At 71.8% G+C, this 18,996-nt stretch carries 19 protein-coding genes; 10 read left to right on the top strand and 9 right to left on the bottom strand.

Annotation, left to right across the window (positions count from 1 at the left end; all coding sequences use genetic code 11):
* Positions 1-1,317, bottom strand: coding sequence for an MFS transporter (locus CSIV_RS10500; protein WP_077051296.1), 1,317 nt, complete (start codon positions 1,315-1,317; stop codon positions 1-3).
* A gap of 200 nt (positions 1,318-1,517) precedes the next feature.
* Between CSIV_RS10500 and purU the strand changes: the two genes are divergently transcribed.
* From purU to CSIV_RS10485, 3 genes are all read left to right on the top strand, one after another.
* Complete coding sequence (purU, locus tag CSIV_RS10495; RefSeq protein ID WP_077051419.1) at positions 1,518-2,405, top strand: formyltetrahydrofolate deformylase; 888 nt, start codon at positions 1,518-1,520, stop codon at positions 2,403-2,405.
* Positions 2,406-2,470: 65 nt separating this feature from the next.
* Positions 2,471-2,995: an ArsR/SmtB family transcription factor gene (locus CSIV_RS10490; protein WP_077051295.1), complete on the top strand. Its 525-nt coding sequence runs from the start codon at positions 2,471-2,473 to the stop codon at positions 2,993-2,995.
* Positions 2,992-4,221 (top strand): MFS transporter, encoded by a 1,230-nt coding sequence (locus CSIV_RS10485; RefSeq protein ID WP_077051294.1) that lies wholly within the window; start codon positions 2,992-2,994, stop codon positions 4,219-4,221. Before CSIV_RS10490 ends, CSIV_RS10485 begins: the two co-directional genes overlap by 4 nt.
* Positions 4,222-4,261: 40 nt before the next feature.
* On the opposite strand, the gene CSIV_RS10480 is transcribed toward CSIV_RS10485, so the two are convergent.
* From CSIV_RS10480 to CSIV_RS10465, 4 genes are all read right to left on the bottom strand, one after another.
* The gene (locus tag CSIV_RS10480; protein WP_077051293.1) at positions 4,262-5,149 is read right to left on the bottom strand and encodes an FHA domain-containing protein; all 888 of its coding nucleotides are present in this window, start codon (positions 5,147-5,149) and stop codon (positions 4,262-4,264) included.
* Between the two features lie 14 nt (positions 5,150-5,163).
* Positions 5,164-5,439, bottom strand: a complete 276-nt coding sequence (locus CSIV_RS10475; protein WP_077051292.1) for a hypothetical protein — start codon at positions 5,437-5,439, stop codon at positions 5,164-5,166.
* Positions 5,440-5,540: 101 nt separating this feature from the next.
* Complete coding sequence (locus tag CSIV_RS10470) at positions 5,541-6,503, bottom strand: serine hydrolase (protein ID WP_077051291.1); 963 nt, start codon at positions 6,501-6,503, stop codon at positions 5,541-5,543.
* A gap of 48 nt (positions 6,504-6,551) precedes the next feature.
* Positions 6,552-8,525: a M13 family metallopeptidase gene (locus tag CSIV_RS10465; protein WP_077051290.1), complete on the bottom strand. Its 1,974-nt coding sequence runs from the start codon at positions 8,523-8,525 to the stop codon at positions 6,552-6,554.
* 73 nt (positions 8,526-8,598) lie between these two features.
* On the opposite strand from CSIV_RS10465, the gene CSIV_RS10460 reads away from it, so the two are divergent.
* The 3 genes from CSIV_RS10460 to CSIV_RS10450 are packed head-to-tail and all read left to right on the top strand — an operon-like array spanning position 8,599 to position 10,906.
* Positions 8,599-9,927: an MATE family efflux transporter gene (locus tag CSIV_RS10460; protein ID WP_077051289.1), complete on the top strand. Its 1,329-nt coding sequence runs from the start codon at positions 8,599-8,601 to the stop codon at positions 9,925-9,927.
* A 42-nt stretch (positions 9,928-9,969) separates the two neighbouring features.
* Entirely contained in the window at positions 9,970-10,512 is a 543-nt protein-coding gene (locus tag CSIV_RS10455) for a hypothetical protein (RefSeq protein ID WP_077051288.1), read from the top strand.
* 49 nt (positions 10,513-10,561) lie between these two features.
* The gene (locus tag CSIV_RS10450; protein ID WP_139340671.1) at positions 10,562-10,906 is read left to right on the top strand and encodes a hypothetical protein; all 345 of its coding nucleotides are present in this window, start codon (positions 10,562-10,564) and stop codon (positions 10,904-10,906) included.
* On the opposite strand, the gene CSIV_RS10445 is transcribed toward CSIV_RS10450, so the two are convergent.
* Together CSIV_RS10445 and CSIV_RS10440 are read right to left on the bottom strand one after the other, a co-directional pair.
* On the bottom strand, positions 10,887-11,936 hold the full coding sequence (locus CSIV_RS10445; protein WP_139340670.1) for a hypothetical protein: 1,050 nt from the start codon (positions 11,934-11,936) through the stop codon (positions 10,887-10,889). The two genes, CSIV_RS10450 and CSIV_RS10445, sit on opposite strands and share 20 nt — an antisense overlap.
* Positions 11,937-12,034: 98 nt before the next feature.
* Complete coding sequence (locus CSIV_RS10440) at positions 12,035-12,685, bottom strand: TrmH family RNA methyltransferase (RefSeq protein ID WP_077051285.1); 651 nt, start codon at positions 12,683-12,685, stop codon at positions 12,035-12,037.
* 75 nt (positions 12,686-12,760) lie between these two features.
* Between CSIV_RS10440 and CSIV_RS10435 the strand changes: the two genes are divergently transcribed.
* From CSIV_RS10435 to CSIV_RS10425, 3 genes are all read left to right on the top strand, one after another.
* Positions 12,761-14,038, top strand: coding sequence for an Nramp family divalent metal transporter (locus tag CSIV_RS10435; RefSeq protein ID WP_077051284.1), 1,278 nt, complete (start codon positions 12,761-12,763; stop codon positions 14,036-14,038).
* A gap of 9 nt (positions 14,039-14,047) precedes the next feature.
* Positions 14,048-14,683 carry a metal-dependent transcriptional regulator gene (locus CSIV_RS10430; RefSeq protein WP_077051283.1) on the top strand — a complete coding sequence of 212 codons (636 nt, stop codon included), beginning with the start codon at positions 14,048-14,050 and terminating at the stop codon, positions 14,681-14,683.
* A 75-nt stretch (positions 14,684-14,758) separates the two neighbouring features.
* Entirely contained in the window at positions 14,759-15,190 is a 432-nt protein-coding gene (locus CSIV_RS10425) for a hypothetical protein (protein WP_077051282.1), read from the top strand.
* On the opposite strand, the gene CSIV_RS10420 is transcribed toward CSIV_RS10425, so the two are convergent.
* Both CSIV_RS10420 and CSIV_RS10415 read right to left on the bottom strand, forming a co-directional pair.
* Positions 15,139-17,631: an HAD-IC family P-type ATPase gene (locus CSIV_RS10420; RefSeq protein ID WP_083735099.1), complete on the bottom strand. Its 2,493-nt coding sequence runs from the start codon at positions 17,629-17,631 to the stop codon at positions 15,139-15,141. The genes CSIV_RS10425 and CSIV_RS10420 overlap by 52 nt on opposite strands.
* Positions 17,632-17,673: 42 nt before the next feature.
* The gene (locus CSIV_RS10415; RefSeq protein WP_077051281.1) at positions 17,674-18,621 is read right to left on the bottom strand and encodes an SDR family NAD(P)-dependent oxidoreductase; all 948 of its coding nucleotides are present in this window, start codon (positions 18,619-18,621) and stop codon (positions 17,674-17,676) included.
* 188 nt (positions 18,622-18,809) lie between these two features.
* Here CSIV_RS10415 and CSIV_RS10410 point away from each other — a divergent pair, with 188 nt between their 5' ends.
* Complete coding sequence (locus tag CSIV_RS10410) at positions 18,810-18,980, top strand: CsbD family protein (protein ID WP_077051280.1); 171 nt, start codon at positions 18,810-18,812, stop codon at positions 18,978-18,980.
* The last annotated feature ends 16 nt before the right edge of the window (positions 18,981-18,996 follow it).

Raw genomic sequence — 18,996 nt, 5'->3', positions numbered from 1 at the left:
TCAGCGCGGGAGCGTCCCGCCGACGTGTCGGATCGTGCGACCGCGCTCGACGACGATCGCGATCCCCCCGAGCAGCCACAGCGGCACCTGCGTGAGGAACGCCAGGCGGAAGGCATCCAGAGAGTAGGTGTCGGGGGTGCCCGCGCCCTGCACGTCCATCGCGATACCGATGAAGAGGATTGCGAGGAGCGCGGCGAGGAAGCCGCCGCCGTTCACGATGCCGGTCGCGGTGCTCAGGCGATGGCTGGGCGTGAAGGTGCGCGCGTGGTCGAACGCGATCATCGACGCCGGGCCACCGGTCGCGAGCGCGAACATCAGCACGATCAGCAGCCACAGGGGCGCCGGTCCCGGCCAGGCCGCGACGACGATCCAGACGAGCGCCTGGAACACCACGGTGGGCAGCACGAGCCAGCGCGACCGGCGACGCGGATGCCGACTGGACAGGGCTCCGATCACCGGCCCGCTCACGATGCCGAACAGCACGAAGAGCGTCATGATGCCCGACGCGGTCGCGGGAGGCAGCCCCTCACCGGCGGTGAGGAAGGGGAAGCCCCACAGCAGCATGAACGCCGTGCCGGCGAAGGGCGTGGCGAAGTGCGACCAGAATCCGAGACGGGTGCCGGGGTGCGCCCACGACTCTCGAAAGCCCTGCCGCAGATCGGCTGCCGAGGTGACGACGCGGATCGTGCCGGTCTGGGTGTCGACTGACGTGTCGACCGCATCGTCGCGCCGCTCGGGCGGACGGTTGCGGATGATCGCGTACGTGAGGACGGCGAACAGCACGCCGAGCCCCGCGACGCTGCCGAAGGCGACGCTCCAGCTCGTCGCGTGCAGGAGCGCGGCGAGCGGCACCACGGCGACGATCTGGCCGAGCTGACCGATGATCCCCGTCAGCTGCACGAGCACCGGCGCACGTTGCGCCGGGAACCACGTCGCGATCACGCGCAGGACGCTCGGGAAGATCATCGCGTCGCCCGCGCCGATGAGGACGCGGGCGAGGATGCCGATCCCCACCGCGTCCGCGAACGCCATGACCAACTGGCCCGCCGCCATGAGCAGCATGCCGATCGCGATCATCGGTCGTGCGCCGAAGCGGTCGAGCAGCAGTCCGACGGGGATCTGCATCGCGCCGTAGACGAACAGCTGGATCACCGCGAACATCGACAGCGCCGAGGCGTCGGCCTGGAACCGGGTGGCGGCATCCACGCCCACCGCCGACAGCGACGTGCGGTTGACGATCGACACGACGTAGGCGAGGACGCCCACGCCCCACAGCGTCCACGTCCGCCAGCCGGGGCGTTCGAGGCTGCTGATCACGGTGGTTCCTGGGAGAAGAGGGGAGGGGATGCCGCACACAGCGGCATCCACCAGGCTAGTCGCGGGCGCCGACACCGCGGTCCGCGCGGCCGCGCGCGAGTCGGCTGAGGGCGGAGGCGGGTCGGCCGAGGGCGGGGGCGGGTCGGCCGAGGGCGGGGGCGGTGGTCATCGCCGTCACCGGGGCACGGCAGAATGGTCCGATGGTCTCCGCGAGCCCCCACCTGCAGCCCGATCACGCGTGCCTCATCGTCCACGGCAGCGACACCCCCGGCATCATCGCCGCGGTCTCGGCTCTCATCGCCCGTCAGGGCGGCAACATCGTCGCCTTCGACCAGTACTCCGACGGCACGCGCGGTGGGGCGTACTTCCAGCGCGTGGTGTTCCACCGCCCCGACCTCGCGGCATCCCTGCCCGAGATCCAGGCGGATCTCCACCGCACGCTCCGCGACGGGTTCGAGCTCGAGTGGAAGCTCACCGACCTCGCCACCCCGAAGCGCATGGCGATCCTCGCGTCCAAGCAGGACCACTGCCTGCTCGACCTGCTGTGGCGCCACCGCCGCGGCGACCTGCCCGTGAGCATCCCCATGGTCGTGTCCAACCACACGACCTCGGCGGAGGACGTCCGCTCGTTCGGCGTGCCGTTCTTCCACGTCCCCTCGACCCCCGGCCCCGACAAGTCGGCATCCGAGGCCCGCATCCTCGAGCTGCTCGTCGGCAACGTCGACTTCGTCGTGCTCGCGCGGTACATGCAGATCCTCTCGCCCGACTTCCTCGAGAAGATCGGGGTGCCGGTGATCAACATCCACCACTCCTTCCTGCCCGCCTTCATCGGCGCGGAGCCGTACAAGAAGGCCAAGGAACGCGGCGTCAAGCTCATCGGCGCGACCTCGCACTACGTCACCGGCGACCTCGACGAGGGTCCGATCATCGAGCAGGACACGATCCGCGTCACCCACGCCGACTCGGCCGCCGAGCTCGCGCGCCGCGGTGCCGACGTCGAGCGTCAGGTGCTCTCGCGAGCCGTGCTGTGGCACGCCGAGGACCGCATCATCCGCAGCGGCAACCACACCATCGTCTTCACGTCCTGAGGCCGGGGTCACCGACCCCCAAAGAGACATTTGACGGTCGGCCCCCGCCGCGCGAGCATCGGGGGATGTCCCGCATCGACGAGCTTCGCACCACGGCGCACCCGCTCCGGCTCCGAATGCTGTCCCTGCTGACCGGAGCGGCCATGAGCGCCGCCGAGGTCGGGCGGGAGCTCGGCGTTTCGCAGGCTTCGGCGAGCTACCACCTCCGCGTGCTCGAGCGGGTGGGTCTGATCCGCGTCGTCGAGACCGTGCGCCTCCGGGGCGGGGATGCCAAGCGCTACCGCCACGAGTCGTCCTCGCGCCGGATCGATCCCGACGCGCCCCCGGCGCCGCGCGTCCCCGCCGAGGACGAGGCGTCCTACGTCGAAGCGCTCATCGAGGAGCTGCGGCGTCGCGCACGTCGGCGCGCCGACGGTCCCGGCGTCACGACCGACGCCGAACTGTGGGTCGATCCCGAGGTGTGGCGACGGGTGGTGCACCACGTCGCCGAGGCCTCCGCCCTCCTGCACGCCGCCGCCCGGCCGCCGCGGAGCCCCGGGACGCAGCCGGTCTCGATGACAGCCGCGCTCTTCCGGCTGGAACGCCCGTGAGCGGCTGGGGCCCGTGGCGCCACGCCGCCTTCCGGTGGCTGCTCGCGGCGCGGACGACGAGCATCGTGGGCAACGCCGTCGCCCCGATCGCCCTCGCCTTCGCCGTGCTCGACCTCACGGGCTCGGCCGCCGACCTGGGGCTCGTCGTCGCGGCCCGTTCGATCGCGAACGTCGCCGTCCTGCTCTTCGGCGGGGTCCTCGCCGACCGCCTCCCCCGCAATCTCCTGCTCGTCGGGACGTCAGTCGCGGCCGCGCTCACGCAGGGCGCTGTCGCCGCCCTCGTCGTGACCGGGTCCGCGACCGTGCCCGCGTTGGTCGTGTTGAGCATCCTCAACGGCGCGGTGGCCGGCGTGAGCCTGCCCGCGTCCGCCGCGCTCGTGCCCGACACCGTCCCGCCCGACCAGCTGCGCTCGGCCAACGCGCTGCTGCGCCTGGGACTCAACGGCGGCACGATCCTCGGCGCCTCGGCGGGTGGCATCCTGATCGCCTCGGTCGGACCGGGCTGGGGACTGGCCGTGGATGCCGCCGCGTTCGCGGCCGCAGCCGTGTTCTTCTCCCGGCTGCGCCTGCCCGAACGCGCTGCGGCGCCGCGGACATCGATGATCGCGGACCTGCGCGAGGGGTGGCGGGAGTTCACGAGCCGCTCCTGGGTGTGGATCGTGGTCCTGCAGTTCGCCGTCCTGAACGCCGCGTTCACCGGTGCGGTCGCGGTGCTCGGGCCGGTCGTGGCGGACGAGACGATCGGTCGCTCGGCGTGGGGGTTCGTCATCGGCGCGCAGACGCTGGGCCTCGCGCTGGGGGCGGTGGTCGCGCTGCGCTGGCGGCCCCGTCGCGCCCTCGGGATCGGCGTCGCCGCGATGGCGTTCGCCGCGGTTCCGGTCGCGACCCTCGCGGCGGCTCCCGTGGTGCCCGTGCTGCTCGTCGGCTTCGCGCTCGGCGGCTTCGCCATCGAGCTCTTCGCGATCGCCTGGGACCAATCGCTGCAGTCGCACATCCCCCGCGACGCGCTCTCGCGCGTCTACTCCTACGACATGGTCGGGTCGTTCATCGCCGTGCCCCTGGGCGAGGCGGTCGTCGGTCCGGCCGCCCACGCGGTCGGAACGACCCCGGTGCTGTGGACCTGCGCCGCGCTCGTCGTGGCGGCGACGCTCGTGGCCGCGTCGACGCGGAGCGTGTGGCGGGTGGTGGCGCCCGAGAGCGGGCCCGCCGAGACGGCATCCGCCTGACACTGTCCGACGGATGCGGTCTCGGCGTGCGCGGGTCGACTCAGTCGGGGTCGGATGCCGCGGCCAGGGGGCCCGTGCCTCCCCGCGGCGGTTGCTTGCGCTGACGCGCGAGCTCGCCGCCGACACGACCGCCGTACGGACGGCCGTGATCGGCCCACTCCGCGCGGAAGTACGCCAGGCGCCAGTCGCCGAGCTCGATCCGCGCGCCCGTGCGCAGGATGCGGCCGTTACCGCGACGCCCCTCGACCGCGGCACCGCCGCCGCCGACGACGTCGAATCCGTACAGGACGTACTCGTCGTCGCCCTCGTGCCGGATCTCGGCGTGGACGGGCGCGAGGCCGGGCAGACGCAGGTCGGCCTCGTCGCCGGACCCGATCACGGTCTTCGTCGGGAGCAGGTCGAACTCGCGCGGGCGCGATCCGTTCCACGATGAGGAGCCGACGGCGAAGATCAGGCGCGGCCGGCCCGACCCGGGGGTGTAGTGCGTCGTCGTGATCCGGCGCGGAACGAACCGGTTGACGGTCGGCACGAGCGGCAGCGGCGTCCCCGGCGGCACCGGGAACGTGAGCGCCTGGCCCCCGTTGCGGCGGGTGAGCAGCGGTGCCAGCGCCGCGACGGACCCGAGTCGGATGTGCGGCGAGCCGGTCACGACCCGCTGCAGGAGACTGCTCTTGACGTCGCCGAGGTGCAGGATCGGGCCGTCCGGCCCCTCCACGCGCACCGAGATTCCGCGGGCAGCGAGCGCGTCGGCGACCGTGGAGAGCTCGGCGAGGGTGCGGCGACCGTTGCCGGGCAGCCGCGACGGGTCGCTGATGGTCACGCGCACCTCGGAACCCGCGGCGGTGATCGTTCCCTCGAACGGGGGGAGCGCGGCATCCGTCCCCGTCTCCTTCTCGGAGAAGGCGAGGTCGATGTCGAGGCGCACCATGACGGCGCCCGCTCTCAGTTGCCGCGGTACGGGTCGGAGCCCGGCGCGGTGTCGTCGCTCGTGGTGACGCGGAGGGTGCCGTTGAGCTTCCACGTCGCGCGGGGGGCGTCGGGGCCGATGTCGCGGGGCACCTCGACGGTCATGTCGACGAACGAGTAGTTGACCGCGGCGCCGCGGCCGGTGAGGTACGACCACATCTCGCGACCGAGGTCGGTCCAATCGGTGATCGAGTGCCCCTCGGGGCCGGCGGAGTCGGCGAACGGGTCGGTGGATGCGGTGGTGTCGGACATCGTCCCAGTCCTTTCTGGTGTTCGGGGGCACCAGATTCCCACCGGGCCGCATTGCGCACGGAGGGATTGCGTTCCGGGGCGAGTTGCGGGATAACCCGCCGTCAGTACACGTACTCCATCAGCTCCACGCCCAGCACGCGGAACGCGTCGTGCGCGCGCAGACGGTGCGCGATCGAGAGGTCGTCGAAGTTCGCGATGAGCGCGTAGGCGACTCCCGCGCGCGGGCCGCCGAGCACGCCCGCTTCGGCGCGCACGCCCTCGGATCGGCCGGTCTTGTTGACGAACAGCAGACCGTGGCGGTCGTTCTCGTGGGCGAACGGGTCGAGACCGGTCGCGGATGCCACCAGCGACAGGTCGTGGTTCAGGCTCAGCCATTCCGCGACCTGGGCACTGACCCCCGGTGACACGACCGTGGAGTTGACGAGTCCGGCGAACACGGAGGCCATCTCGCGCGCGGTCGACAGCGCGACGTGCGGAGCGTCGTCGGGTCCGCGGTCGTCGCGGAAGCGGTCGAGGAGGGCGGTGCGCCGCAGCCCCAGCTGCTCGATGCGCGCGCGGACTGCGGGCAGCCCCACCCGTTGCAGGAGCGCGTTCGCCGCCAGCGCGTCCCCGGCGGACGCCGCGAGCACCGCCACGTCCGCCAGCGGCAGCGCCGGAGCCTTCAGGTGCTGCCACACTCCCCCGGCCGACGCGGTGTGGACCGTGGCGCGGTCGATGATCTCGAGAGCCTCGACACGGCCGGCCTCGATCGCCGCGGCCACCTCGACCAGCAGCGGGACGACGCCCAGTCCGGCGACCGGCAGCGTGACGAAATCGTCGCCCTCGAGCACCGCGGAGCCACCGTCGAGATCGTCGATGCGCACCGACACCTTCGCCCCGGATGCCGCGAGCTCGTCGAGCGCGCGAAGCGTCGCCGTGAACGATCGGCGACCGGCGGCCGCCCGTCGCGGCAGGCGTCGAGGTCCCTTCCGCGCCGAACCCCGGAGGGCCGGGGCGTCGCGTCGCGACGATTCCACGGACCCTCCGGAAGGTTCGGGTGCGGCAGGCTCGGGAACCGGTGGCATGCCCACGAGCGTGGCTCCTTCCGGGTCAGGAGAGCAACAAACGCGACCTCACCAAATGGTGACGCGCTGGTCCGCGTCGAGCCACAGGGCATCGCCCTCGGTGACCTCGAACGCGTCGTAGAACGCATCGATGTTGCGCACGATCTGGTTGCAACGGAATTCGTTCGGCGAGTGCGGGTCGATCGTCAGCAGGCGGATGGTCTCGGCATCCCGGCCCTTCTGCTGCCAGATCTGCGCCCAGCTGAGCAGGAGCCTCTGGATGCCGCTGTACCCGTCGACCTCGGGACCGTCGGCGGGCTCGTCCGCACCGAGCGACAGCCGGTAGGCGCGGAGCGCGATGCCCAGGCCCCCGAGGTCGCCGATGTTCTCGCCGATCGTGAGGGCGCCGTTGACGTGGTGCTCCTCGCTCAGGCCCTCGGGGACGAGCGCCTCGTACTGGGCGATGAGCGCCTTGGTGCGCTCCTCGAACGCCGAGCGGTCGGCATCCGTCCACCAGTCGCGCAGCGACCCGTCGCCGTCGAAGCGGCTGCCCTGGTCGTCGAACCCGTGACCGATCTCGTGGCCGATGACCGCGCCGATCCCGCCGTAGTTGGCGGCCGCATCGCGCTCGGCGTCGAAGAACGGGTACTGCAGGATCGCCGCGGGGAACACGATCTCGTTCATCAGCGGGTTGTAGTACGCGTTGACGGTCTGCGGGGTCATGTACCACTCGTCGCGGTCGATCGGCTGACCGACCTTCGCGAGCTGCCGGTCGTGCTCCCACACGTGGGCGCGGCGGACGTTCCCGACGAGGTCGCCGGCCTCGATCTCGAGGTCGGAGTAGTCCTTCCACTTCACCGGGTAACCGATCTTGGGCGTGAACGCGTCGAGCTTGACGAGCGCGCGCTCCCGGGTCTCGGGCGTCATCCACTCCAGCGCGGTGATCGACTCGCGGTAGGCCTCGATCAGGTTCTTCACGAGGACGTCCATGGCATCCTTCGCCGCGGGCGGGAAGTGCCGCTCGACGTACACCTTGCCGACGGCTTCGCCGAGCGCCGCCTCGACGAGGCCGACGCCGCGCTTCCACCGCTCGCGGTTCACCGGCACACCGGTGAGCTGCGTGCCGTAGAACGCGAAGTTCTCGGCCACGAACTCCTCCGACAGGAACGCCGCGGCGGAGTGCACGACGGCGAACCGCAGCCACGCCTTCCAGTCCTCGAGGCGCTCGTCGACCAGCAGTGCGCCGAGGGACTCGATGAAGCTCGGCTGGTAGACGACGACCTCGGCGAAGGCGTCCTCGTGCCCCGGGGCGACACCCGCGCGCCACGGCACGAGGTCGAGGCCGGCGAGGCCGACCATCTCGTCCCACGTGCGCAGGTTGTAGGTCTTCACGGCGTCGCGGCTGTCTTCGCGCGACCAGTGGTGCGTCGCGAGCTCGGTCTCGAGGGCGAAGACACGATCGGCGGATGCCGCCGGCTCGGCGACCCCGGCCAGCTCGAACATGCGCTGGATGTGCGCGCGGTAGGCGGCACGCGTCTCGGCGAAGTTCTCGAGCCGGTAGTAGCTCTCATCGGGGAGCGACAGGCCGCCCTGGTAGATCACGGGGACGTAGCGGGTGGGGTCGCCCGGGTCGGGCTCGACGAACAGGGTCAGCAGGCCGCTCACGCCGTCGCGCTCGAGCTCCCCGACGAGACGGAGGAAGCCGGGCACGTCGGTCACGGCGTCGACGCGGGCGAGCTGATCCGCCAGCGGCGCCGCTCCCGCCTCCTCGATGCGGTCGGTGTCCAGGAAGCTCGCGAACAGGTCGCCGATCTTGCGGGCTTCGCTGCCCGGCTCGGCCTGCTGCGACTCCTCCACGATGGTGCGGACGTCCTTCTCCGCCTGTTCGGCGATGAGATGGAAGCTGCCCCATCGGGCTTTGTCGTCGGGGATTTCGGTGCGCTCCAGCCAGCGGCCGTTCACGTGGCGGAACAGGTCGTCCTGGGGGCGGATCTCGTCGCTCAGTTCGTCGAGCGCGAGACCGGATCGGGGGGTCTGGGTCATGGAGACAGGATAAATCCCTCCGCTCCACGCGGGCTCAGCATGTCGTGTCGGGGGGCGGCCGTAGGCTCGAACGGTGACCACCCCCGCACCGGCGACGCTGAACCGCGCGATCGTGCGGTTGGCCGTGCCGGCCCTGGGCGCGCTGATCGCCGAGCCGCTGTTCCTCATCGTCGACGGCGCCATGGTGGGCCACCTCGGCGTGGCGCCGCTCGCCGGGCTGGGGATCGCCGGCGCGGTCCTGCAGACGGTGGTCGGGCTGATGGTGTTCCTGGCGTACGCGACCACACCCGCCGTGGCGCGTCGGTTCGGTGCCGGCGAGCTGGGTCGTGCGGTGTCCGTCGGCATCGACGGCATGTGGTTCGCGCTGACGATCGGCGCCGTCCTCGCCGCCGCGGGCGTCCTCGCCACCCCGGCGCTGGTCGACGTGTTCGGCGCGGCACCCGATGTGGCCGAGAACGCCCGCGTGTACCTGTCGATCTCGATGTGGGGACTCCCCGCGATGCTCGTCGTGTTCGCCGCGACCGGGCTGTTGCGCGGAATGCAGGACACCGTGACCCCCCTGTGGATCGCCGGTCTCGGCTTCGGCGCCAACGCGCTTCTGAACTTCCTCTTCATCTACGGCTTCGGCTGGGGCATCGCCGGTTCCGCGATCGGCACCGTCGTCGCGCAGTGGGGCATGGTGGGCGCCTACGTCGTCATCGCCACGCGCCTGGCCCGCACGCACGCGGCGTCGCTGCGCCCCGAGCCCGGCGGGCTCCGCGGCACGGCGCGCTCGGGCGGCTGGCTGTTCCTGCGCACGCTGAGCCTGCGCGCCGCGTTCCTCGCGACGGTGGCGGTGGCCACCGGCCTCGGCTCGGCCGAGCTGGCGGGTTGGCAGATCGCCTTCACGATCTTCTCGACCGCGGCCTTCGCGCTGGACGCGCTCGCGATCGCGGCGCAGGCGCTCGTCGGCAAATCGCTCGGCGCGGGCGACGTCGCCGGGGCGCGGCACGTGCTCTCGCGCACGGTGGCGTGGGGCCTGTGGTTCGGCGTCGCGGTCGGGGCGCTCGTGGCCGCGGCATCCGGGGTCCTCGGTCTGGTGTTCACGGGCGATCCCGAGATCGCCACCCTGATCCAGCCGGCGCTCCTCGTCCTCGCCGTCGCGCAGCCGCTCGCGTCGTTCGTGTTCGTGCTCGACGGCGTCCTGATCGGCGCCGGCGACGCGCGCTACCTCGCGATCGCGGGGCTGCTCAACCTCGTGCCGTACGTTCCGGCGCTCGTGCTCGTGGCCGTGTTCGCGGGCGGTGGCCCGGCGGGTCTGGCCTGGCTCGCCGCCGCGTTCTTCGGGGTCTACATGCTGGCCCGCGCCACGACGCTGGGACTCCGCGTGCGCGGCAGGGCGTGGATGACCGCGGGCGCCTGAGATGCCCACGCGACTCCCAGGACTCGCGCGTACCGTGCCGTCATGAGGTCGAACCCCCCGGCCCGCGCGGCCCTTCCCGCCCTGCTGTTCCCTGCGCTGATCCTGCTCGCGGGATGCACGTCGACGGACGCGGCGTCGCCCGCTCCCTCGGCGTCGACCCCGCCTCCCTCCACGCCGTCGCTCTCCCCGTCGGCACCGTCTCCCGGCGAAGCGCTGCCGAGCGACGCCGCGACGCTGGAACAGTGGGCGGCGACCGCGCTGCCCGAGAACGGTCTCGGCGGCAGCACCGCCGTCGCCCGCGGCACCGGCGAGGTCGGATCGGCCGGGGCGAGCGTGGACCTCCAGCCCGTCGGCGGATCGTGGGATGTCGTCGTCGCGTGCGAGAGCGCCACGGGCGCGCCCCTCACCGTCCAGATCGGCGGCGTCGACGGCACGTCGGCCGACGTCGCGTGCGGTCTCCCCGGCCAGCCCGGTGCCGCGCCGACGACCCTCCGATGGGATGCCGCCACCTCCGCCACCCTGCGCGTCGACTCGAAGACGCAGGCCGTGTTCGTTTACGAAGTGCATCCGCGCGCGGGAACCTGATTCCCGCCGATTTCACACGCCCGACACTTGCGATCCCTATCCTGGTCGCATGCGGGGGCATGTGGCGGGAACGCTGATCGTGGCCGTCGCGCTGATCGTGGCCATGGTCATCTTCTGCGCGGGCGGCTATTACTACGTCGAGTATCAGGCGTGGGACGCCGCGTCGTCGACGTGGGTGTACCGCAACAGACCCTTCTCGGGCGCGGTACTCGCCGTCTCGGTGCTGGTGAGCGCGGGCGTGCTCTTCGGAGCGGCGCTCCTGCTGCTTCGGACGGGCCGCGTCCACGGCCGGCCCGTCGTCGACGAGTGCCCGCAGCTCTCCGGGAGGGCGGGGCGCTCCGATGCGGTCGAGCCCGATGCCGGGTCGCCTTCGCTCAGCTCTGGGGGCCGTTGACGTAGCTTCGCGACAGGGCGCGCTGATCGGGGTCGTTGGGGACGGCCGCGCTGTAGCCGATCTGCGGCGACGATCCCACCTGCGGCGTCGCGCCGGTCGGATCCGAGTAGGACAGCGCGAAGGTGACGACGTCACCGGAGGCCAGCGGCGACGTCAGCGAGAACAGCACCGACCGGAAGGCGCCGGAGACGGTGTTGCTCTGCTCGGACACCAGGTCGGGCGCGGGCGTTCCGTTGAGGGCGACGCCCTCGAGGGAGACGAGGTCGCCGAGTGCCGCATCGAAGGTGACGCGGACGGTGTCTCCCACCGCGGTGGGATTGGGCCCCACCGACGTCAGGGTCGCCTGCGTCGGTCGATACGCGGAGCCCGAGCCCGAGGTGACCTGCGCGAAGTCCGCCGTCACGGTCGCGCCGAACGGTGAGGACTCCTCCGTGGCCCCGGGGCCGTTGACGTGGACGTTGTCGGAGGCGTCGAGGTCGGCCGGTTCGACGAGTGTCCAGGTGCTGACCGAATCGGCCGGCTCGAGAGTGTCATCCGGGTAGTCGCCGAGGAACGTCAGGTCCGGACGAACGAGGATCCCCGTGTACGGATCGGCGTTCGGGACGACCGTCGCGGCGAACGTGGCGGTGTAGACGGCGCGGTCGCCCGTGACCGAGGGACCGCTGAAGCCGGCGCTCCGAGCTCCCTCACCGTCGCGGGCGTCGTACGTGAAGCCGGTCACGTCCCAGAGTCGGCGATCGACCTCCAGCCGGAGGATGACCGGGCCGGTGTAGACCTGTCCCGTCGTGTTGCCGACCACCACGCCCACGGGTTCGCTGGCGACGTAGCGTTCGGTGAGGGCGGGAGTGAACAGGGGCACCCCGCTGCCGAACTGCGGGGGGAGCAGGGCGAGGTTCGCCGTCGTGCTGGCGCTCACCGCGGGGGCCGCCACCGCGACCGCGACCACCGGGACGGACCACGCACCCGCCTTCAGGACGGAGCGACGCGCGACACCGCGCGGCGAACGGGTCGTTTGAGGGGAATCGGACATGGCGAGGGGATCCATCCGTCGAAGGGGGGAGTTCGAACAGCAGGGGTAGTCTGCGACACCCGGGGGCGTTTCTCACCCTCTCCCCGATGAGAAAGCTCTCATGCCCAGCGGCGACACCACTCGTACATGACCACGGCCGCGGCCGACGCGGCGTTGATGGATCGCGTCGAACCGTACTGCGTGATCTCGACGACGCCGGTCGCGGCGGCGAGCGCCTCGGGCGACAGCCCCGGCCCCTCCTGACCGAAGAGGAGGACGCACGCCTCGGGCAGCTCGGCGCGGTCGACGGGCACCGATCCGTCGACGTTGTCGATCGCGAGGACGGGCAGATCCTCTCCCTGCGCCCATTCCACGAACGCGGCGACGTCCTCGTGGTGTCGGACGTGCTGGTACCGGTCGGTCACCATCGCGCCGCGGCGGTTCCAGCGGCGCTTGCCGATGATGTGCACCTCCGCCGCCAGGAACGCGTTGGCGCTGCGGACGATCGAACCGATGTTGAGGTCGTGCTGCCAGTTCTCGATCGCCACGTGGAACGGATGCCGCCGGGCGTCGAGATCGGCGACGATGGCCTCCATCGTCCAGTAGCGGTACGGGTCGACGACGTTGCGCCGATCGCCCTCGGCGAGCAGTTCGCGGTCGTAGCGCGGGTCGTCGGGCCAGGCGTCCGGCCCGCCGGGCCACGGACCCACGCCGTGCGTGGGGACGGGCGGAGCGTCCTCGGAGTCCGGGGTCGCGTCGCCGTGGGTCACTTCCCCAGGCTATCCGCCGGGACCCGAGCGGCGTCCGCTGTTTTCGGTCGCCCGAAATATCGCTAGGGTTTCGGCATGCCGAAAAATCTGGATGCCACGCTCCCGCGCCGCACCACCGGCCGCGCGGCCTGGCTCCTCGGCCCGGCGATGGTCGCGGGAGTCGCCTACCTCGACCCCGGCAACGTCGCCAGCAACATGACGGCCGGGGCGGTGTTCGGCTACCTCCTCGTGTGGGTCGTGGTGCTGGGCAACGTGATGGCCTGGCTCATCCAGTACCTCTCGGCGAAGCTCGGCATCGTGACCGGCGAGAGCCTGCCCCAGCTGCTCGGCCGGCGGATCCGCCGCCCCTGGGCCCGCCGGGCGTACTGGCTGCAGGCCGAGCTGGTGGCCATGGCCACCGACGTCGCCGAGGTGATCGGCGGCGCCGTCGCCCTCAACCTGTTGTTCGGCATCCCCCTGCTGTGGGGCGGGGCGATCACGGGGGTGGTGTCGATCGCGCTGCTCCTGGTGCAGTCGCGCCGTGGGGCCCGTGCGTTCGAGACCGTCGTGATCGGCCTCCTCATCATCATCGCGGTGGGGTTCACCGCGGGACTCTTCTTCGCCCCGCCCGACGCGGCCGCCGTGGTCGGAGGACTCGTTCCCCGATTCGACGGGGCCACCTCCGTGCTGCTGGCCGCGTCGATCCTCGGCGCCACGATCATGCCCCACGCGATCTACGCCCACTCCGCACTGACCCGTGACCGCTTCGCGCCCGCCGTGCCGACCGCCGCCGCCGATCTCGAAGCGGCGCGGGGCCTGTCGACTCCGCGGCTGCTCCGCGCGACCCGGTGGGACGTGACGATCGCCCTCGCCGTCGCCGGCACCGTGAACCTCGCGATCCTGCTGCTCGCCGCCGCGAACCTCACCGGCGTCGAGGGCACGGACAGTCTCGAGGGCGCCTATGCGGCCTTGCGCGACGGACTCGGCCCTCTCGTCGCGACCCTCTTCGCGATCGGGCTGCTCGCGAGCGGGCTCGCCTCCACGTCGGTCGGGGCGTATGCGGGCGCCGAGATCATGCACGGCCTGCTGCGGGTCCGCGTCCCGCTTCTCGCGCGCCGTCTGGTGACCCTGATCCCGGCGCTGCTGATCCTGGGGGCCGGCATCGACCCGACGCTGGCCCTCGTCCTGAGTCAGGTCGTGCTGTCGTTCGGCATCCCGTTCGCCCTCATCCCGCTCGTGGTCCTCACCGCCCGGCGCGACGTGCTCGGCGTGCACCGCAACCGCACCCTCACGACGGTGGCGGGGGTGGCGGCATCCGTGTTCCTGGTCGCGCTGAACGCCGTTCTCCTGTGGCTGGTGTTCAGCGGCGGTTAGGCTGAGCGCGTGGAATCGCCCGTGGCCGACGACTATCTCAAGGCGATCTACCACCACACCGAGTGGCAGGACGACCCCATCACGCCCTCGCAGCTGGCCGGCGTGCTGAGCCTCGCACCCTCCAGCGTCACCGAGATGGTGAAGAAGCTCGCGGCGCAGGGACTTGTGAGTCACCGCCCGTACGGTCCCGTGTCGCTGACGCCCGCGGGCGCGCGGCGCGCGGCGTCGGTGATCCGCCGGCACCGCCTCATCGAGACGTGGCTGGTCCGCGAGTTCCACTATTCGTGGGACGAGGTGCACGACGAGGCCGAGGTCCTCGAGCATTCGCTCAGCGACCGGCTCCTCGAGGGCATCGACGAGCGGCTCGGTCGTCCGCGGTTCGACCCGCATGGCGACGCGATCCCGGATGCCACGGGTGCGGTGCACCGCGAACCCTTCGTGCTGCTGCGGGACGCGGCATCCGGTCACTCCGGGCGCGTCCTGCGCGTGAGCGACCGCGACCCGGAGCTCCTGCGCGCCCTGGTGGAACGCCGGATCGACGTGGGCCACGAGCTCGAGGTCGTCTCGGAAGACGTCGTCCGCGCCGACGGCGTCGAGGTGACGCTGCCCGAGGGCGCCGGCGGTTCGGTGTGGCTCACGCGCTGACCCGGGCCCCGCGTCACCCGCTCCCCGGTTACGCTGACCCCATCGGCTCCCGGAGCCGCCGAGCGTGAGGCAGCCATGACCAGCACCGTCGAGGTCCGTCGACCCGTCCCCGTCACCGTCGCGGTCGTGCTCGTCTACGTGGGCGGGTTCGCCAACACCGCGCTCGGGGTGCTCGTCCTGCTGTCGCGATATCAGGTGGATGCCGACGACGTGCTGCCGGTGTCGTTGGTGGGCGCCGCGACGATCCTGCTGGGGCTGCTCACCGTGGCCGGCGGATCGTCGCTCGCCCGGGGCAGCCGACTGGCACGCACGCTCCTGACCGCGTATCTGTCGCTGCTGGTCATCCTGCAGGGCCTGGCGCTGGCGCTCACCGAGCTCGATCCCACGATCATCACTGCGCTCCTCGCGGCACTCGCGGTGATCGCCGCGATCTGGATCCCCCCGACGGCGCGACGCTACTTCCGCCGCGCGGCGCCCCCCGCGGGGGAACCCTCGCCGATGCTCTGAGTCGGACGCGCGTCGCGGGGTCCCGCCGGCGGCATCCGGAGCATCCACCGCACGAAGCGCCGATGCGCGAACCGCACGATCTCGATCGCGCCGACGGCGACGATCACGACACCGGTGATGAGCCAGGCGCCGTCTTCACCCGGGTCCTGCAGCTGGAAGAACTGCCCCAGCGGCGGGATCGTGAAGATCGCGGTGAGCGCGATGAACATCGCCCCGATGACGAGCACTTTCACGCGGGTCACGGGGCGGGAGAGCACCGTCAGCACCCAGATCGCCACGATCGCGAGGATGATGGTGGCCCCGGTCCGCAGCTGCTCGACGCTCAGCCCCATCGCCATCGCGGCACGCGTGTAGAGCGTGAGCGCGATCGCGATCACGAGGCCCGCCGGGATCGCGAAACTCAGCGAACGGCGCAGGAAGCCGGGAACGTAGCGCTGCGTGTTCGGCAGCAGCGCGAGGAAGAAGGCCGGGATGCCGATGGTCAGACCGTCGGTGATCGACAGCTGTCGCGGCAGGAACGGGAACTCCATGACGAGCGCGCCGAAGAGCACGGCGAGGCCCGTGGCGTAGACCGTCTTGGTGAGGAAGAGCATCGAGACGCGCTCGATGTTGGCGATCACCTGGCGCCCCTCCGCGACGACCGACGGGAGGTGCGAGAAGCGCCCGTCGAGCAGCACGAGCCGCGCCACCGCCTTGGTCGCCGCGGCCCCCGAGTTCATCGCGATACCGATGTCGGCGGTCTTGATCGCCAACGCGTCGTTGACGCCGTCGCCGGTCATCGCCACGACGTGTCCGCGCGCCTGGAGGGCCGTCACCATGCGCTTCTTCTGGTCGGGGGTGACGCGCCCGAACACCGTGTGGTCCTCGAGGATGCGTCCGAGCTCGACGTCGTCGTCGGGGAGGCCCCGCGCGTCGTACCCCTCGTCGACCTCGAGGCCGACCTCGCGGGCGATCGCCGCGACCGTGCGCGGGTTGTCCCCCGAGATCACCCGGACGCCCACGCCCTGCGCGCGGAAGTAGGCGAGCGCCTCGGCGGCGTCGGGGCGCACCGCCTCGACGAAGGTCAGGACGGCGACGGGGACCGCGCCGCCGGGGAACCGTTCCGCGGCGACGTCGGCGTCGCCGAGCGGGTCGGCGGTGTGGGCGAGCACGAGCGTGCGGCGGCCGGACGAGGCCAGTCTCGTCACCGCCGCACCCAGTTCGCTCGTCGCGTCGGCCGCGGTATCGCCGAAGACCATCTCGGGCGCCCCGAGCACCCAGGTTCCGGGCGCGGAGCCCTCGAACGACATGGCGCTCCATTTGCGGGCCGACGAGAACGGGATCCGGTGCGCCACCGCCAGCGGCGCCGTGACGGGGAAGGGGTCGCGCAGGCACTGGGCGGTGGCGTTGGCGTCGTCGGCCGCTCCGTACCAGGCGAGCACGTCGCGCCAGCCGTCGGCCGACTGCATCTCGAGAGCCGCGTCGAAGCGGATCTCCCCCGCGGTGAGCGTGCCCGTCTTGTCGAGGCAGATGACGTCGACGCGAGCGAGCCCCTCGACCGCGGGCAGCTCGTTGACGAGCACCTTCTTGCCCGCGAGCCGGGCGGCTCCGACGGCGAAGGCGATCGAGGTCATGAGCACGAGGCCGAGCGGGATCATCGCGGTCAGCGCCGCGATCGTGTTGACGACGGCCTGCGACCACGTGCCCTGCCGCCACGCCTCGACCCAGCCGCCCGCCACCATCATCTGCGCGTTCAGCACCAGGAGGCCGATCGGCCCGATCCCCCACCCGACCCACCGGAGCACGCGGTCGATCGAGGTGCGCAGTTCGCTCGAGACGAGCTGGAACCGCTTGGCCTCGGCCGCGAACGCGTTGGCGTACGACTCGGCGCCGACGCGCGTGACGCGGGCCGTCCCCTCGCCGGCGACGACGATCGACCCCGACAACGCCTCGTCGCCCGGCCTCTTGTCGACAGCATCCGATTCGCCCGTCAGCATCGACTCGTCGATCTGCAGCGCGCGCGACTCTGCGACGACGGCGTCGGCGGGCACCTGATCCCCCGCGCGCAGCACGAGCAGATCGTCGCGGACCACCTCGGCCGGGGCGATCTCGGCGTCGACACCGTCGCGGCGCACACGCGCACGCGGCGCATTGAGCAGCGCGAGCCGGTCGAGCGCGGCTTTCGCACGGAACTCCTGCACGCATCCGATGACGGCGTTGGAGAGCGCCGCGACGCCGAACAGCGCGTCCTGCCACCGGCCGAGCAGGAGGAGCACGAGGAAGCACGCGCCCACGATCCCGTTGAACAGCGTGAAGACGTTGGCCCGGACGATGTTCCACGCCGACCGGCTGCTGTCGGCGACGAAGGCGTTCGTCTGCCCGGCGGCGACCCGCTCGGCGACCTCGGCCTCGGTCAGCCCGCGATCGTCGGCCACGGTCTCGATGGCGGTGGGGGGCTCCATGCGATCACTGTAGGCGCACGCCGCGACATCGCGGCGGAGGATTCAGGATGCCGTACGGCGCACCCGCTCGAACGGCCACCGGACGTGCGTCGCGGTCTCGCACGCGCGCCACAGGTCGGCGCTGAGGCCGCCGTCGCGCGTGAGACGGGCGGGAGTCGCCCGGCGCGGCGTGCCCCGGACGATCCGTGCGGGGCCGTACATCGCGCCGCCCTCGGCGAGCGGATCGATCAGCGCGCGCACGAGGGCCCAGGCCCCTTCGTCCTTGGACTGCGTGATCGGGGCCTGCAGGTTGTCGACGAAGCGCGTCAGCCGCGTGGGTTCGTTCACGCCCCGGATGCCACGGGTCCGGCCGCTCGTGGAGTATCCGGGGTGGGCGACGAGGCTCTCGACCGGCACGCTGTGCGCTTTCAGCCGTCGGTCCGCCTCGAGCGCGAGCATCGTGGTCGCGGCCTTGGACTGCACGTAGGCGCGCCACGGCGTGTACCCCTCGACGAGCTCGGGGTCGGTGGGGACGTGCTTCCAGAGCGAGGTCGACATGCTGCCCACCCAGACCATCCGGCCGCGCGCCGTCGCGAGCGGCGTCAGGAGCTCGCCGGCGAGGGCGAAGTGTCCGAGCACGTTCGTGGCGAAGACCTTCTCGTGCCCGCCCGCCAATTCGCGCGTCTTCGGGGGGTGCACGATCCCCGCGTTCATCAGCAGGCCGTGCAGCCGTCCGCGCGCGCGGACCGTCGCCGCGGCGGCGCGCACCGAGCCGAGGTTGCTGGTGTCGAGCAGGAGCGTCTCGATCGAGGCATCCGGATGCGTCCGTCGGACGGCCTCCTTCGCCAGGACGAGGCGATTGGGGTTGCGGCCGGTGAGCAGGACGTGCGCGCCCGCGCCCGCCAGCTGCTCGCACGCGAAATAGCCGAGCCCGCGGGTCGCGCCGGTGACGAGGTACGCGCGCCCCGAGAGGTCGGGAAGGTTCCGGGGGTCCCACTCGTCGCGCGCCACCCTTCGACCCTAACGAGATCGCTCGGCCCCGTCACCGGTGCATTCCGGATCGGGAATACCGATCTCGTGAACTTTTTCGCTCCCCCGCGTGACGAATCGCGCTGTCGCTGCGTCTGATTAGTGAGCACACCGGCTCCGCCGCCGCCATCACCCGGCGCGACGTCTTCATTCAAGGGAAGGAACCCCTCATGGGTCTCGACGACAAGATCAAGAACGCCGCCCAGGACATCGTGGGCAAGGCGAAGGAAGCCATCGGCAACGCCACCGACAACGACAAGCTCGCCGCTGAGGGCAAGGCCGACCAGGTCAAGGCCGACGCGAAGAAGGCCGGCGAGAACGTCAAGGACTCGTTCAAGTAATCCGCGACGCTCGCAC

This window comes from Microbacterium sp. CSI-V (assembly GCF_001984105.1).
Taxonomy (GTDB): domain Bacteria; phylum Actinomycetota; class Actinomycetes; order Actinomycetales; family Microbacteriaceae; genus Microbacterium.
The sequence above is the reverse complement of the archived record's forward strand: the minus strand, read 5'-3'. Positions and strand labels throughout refer to the sequence as shown.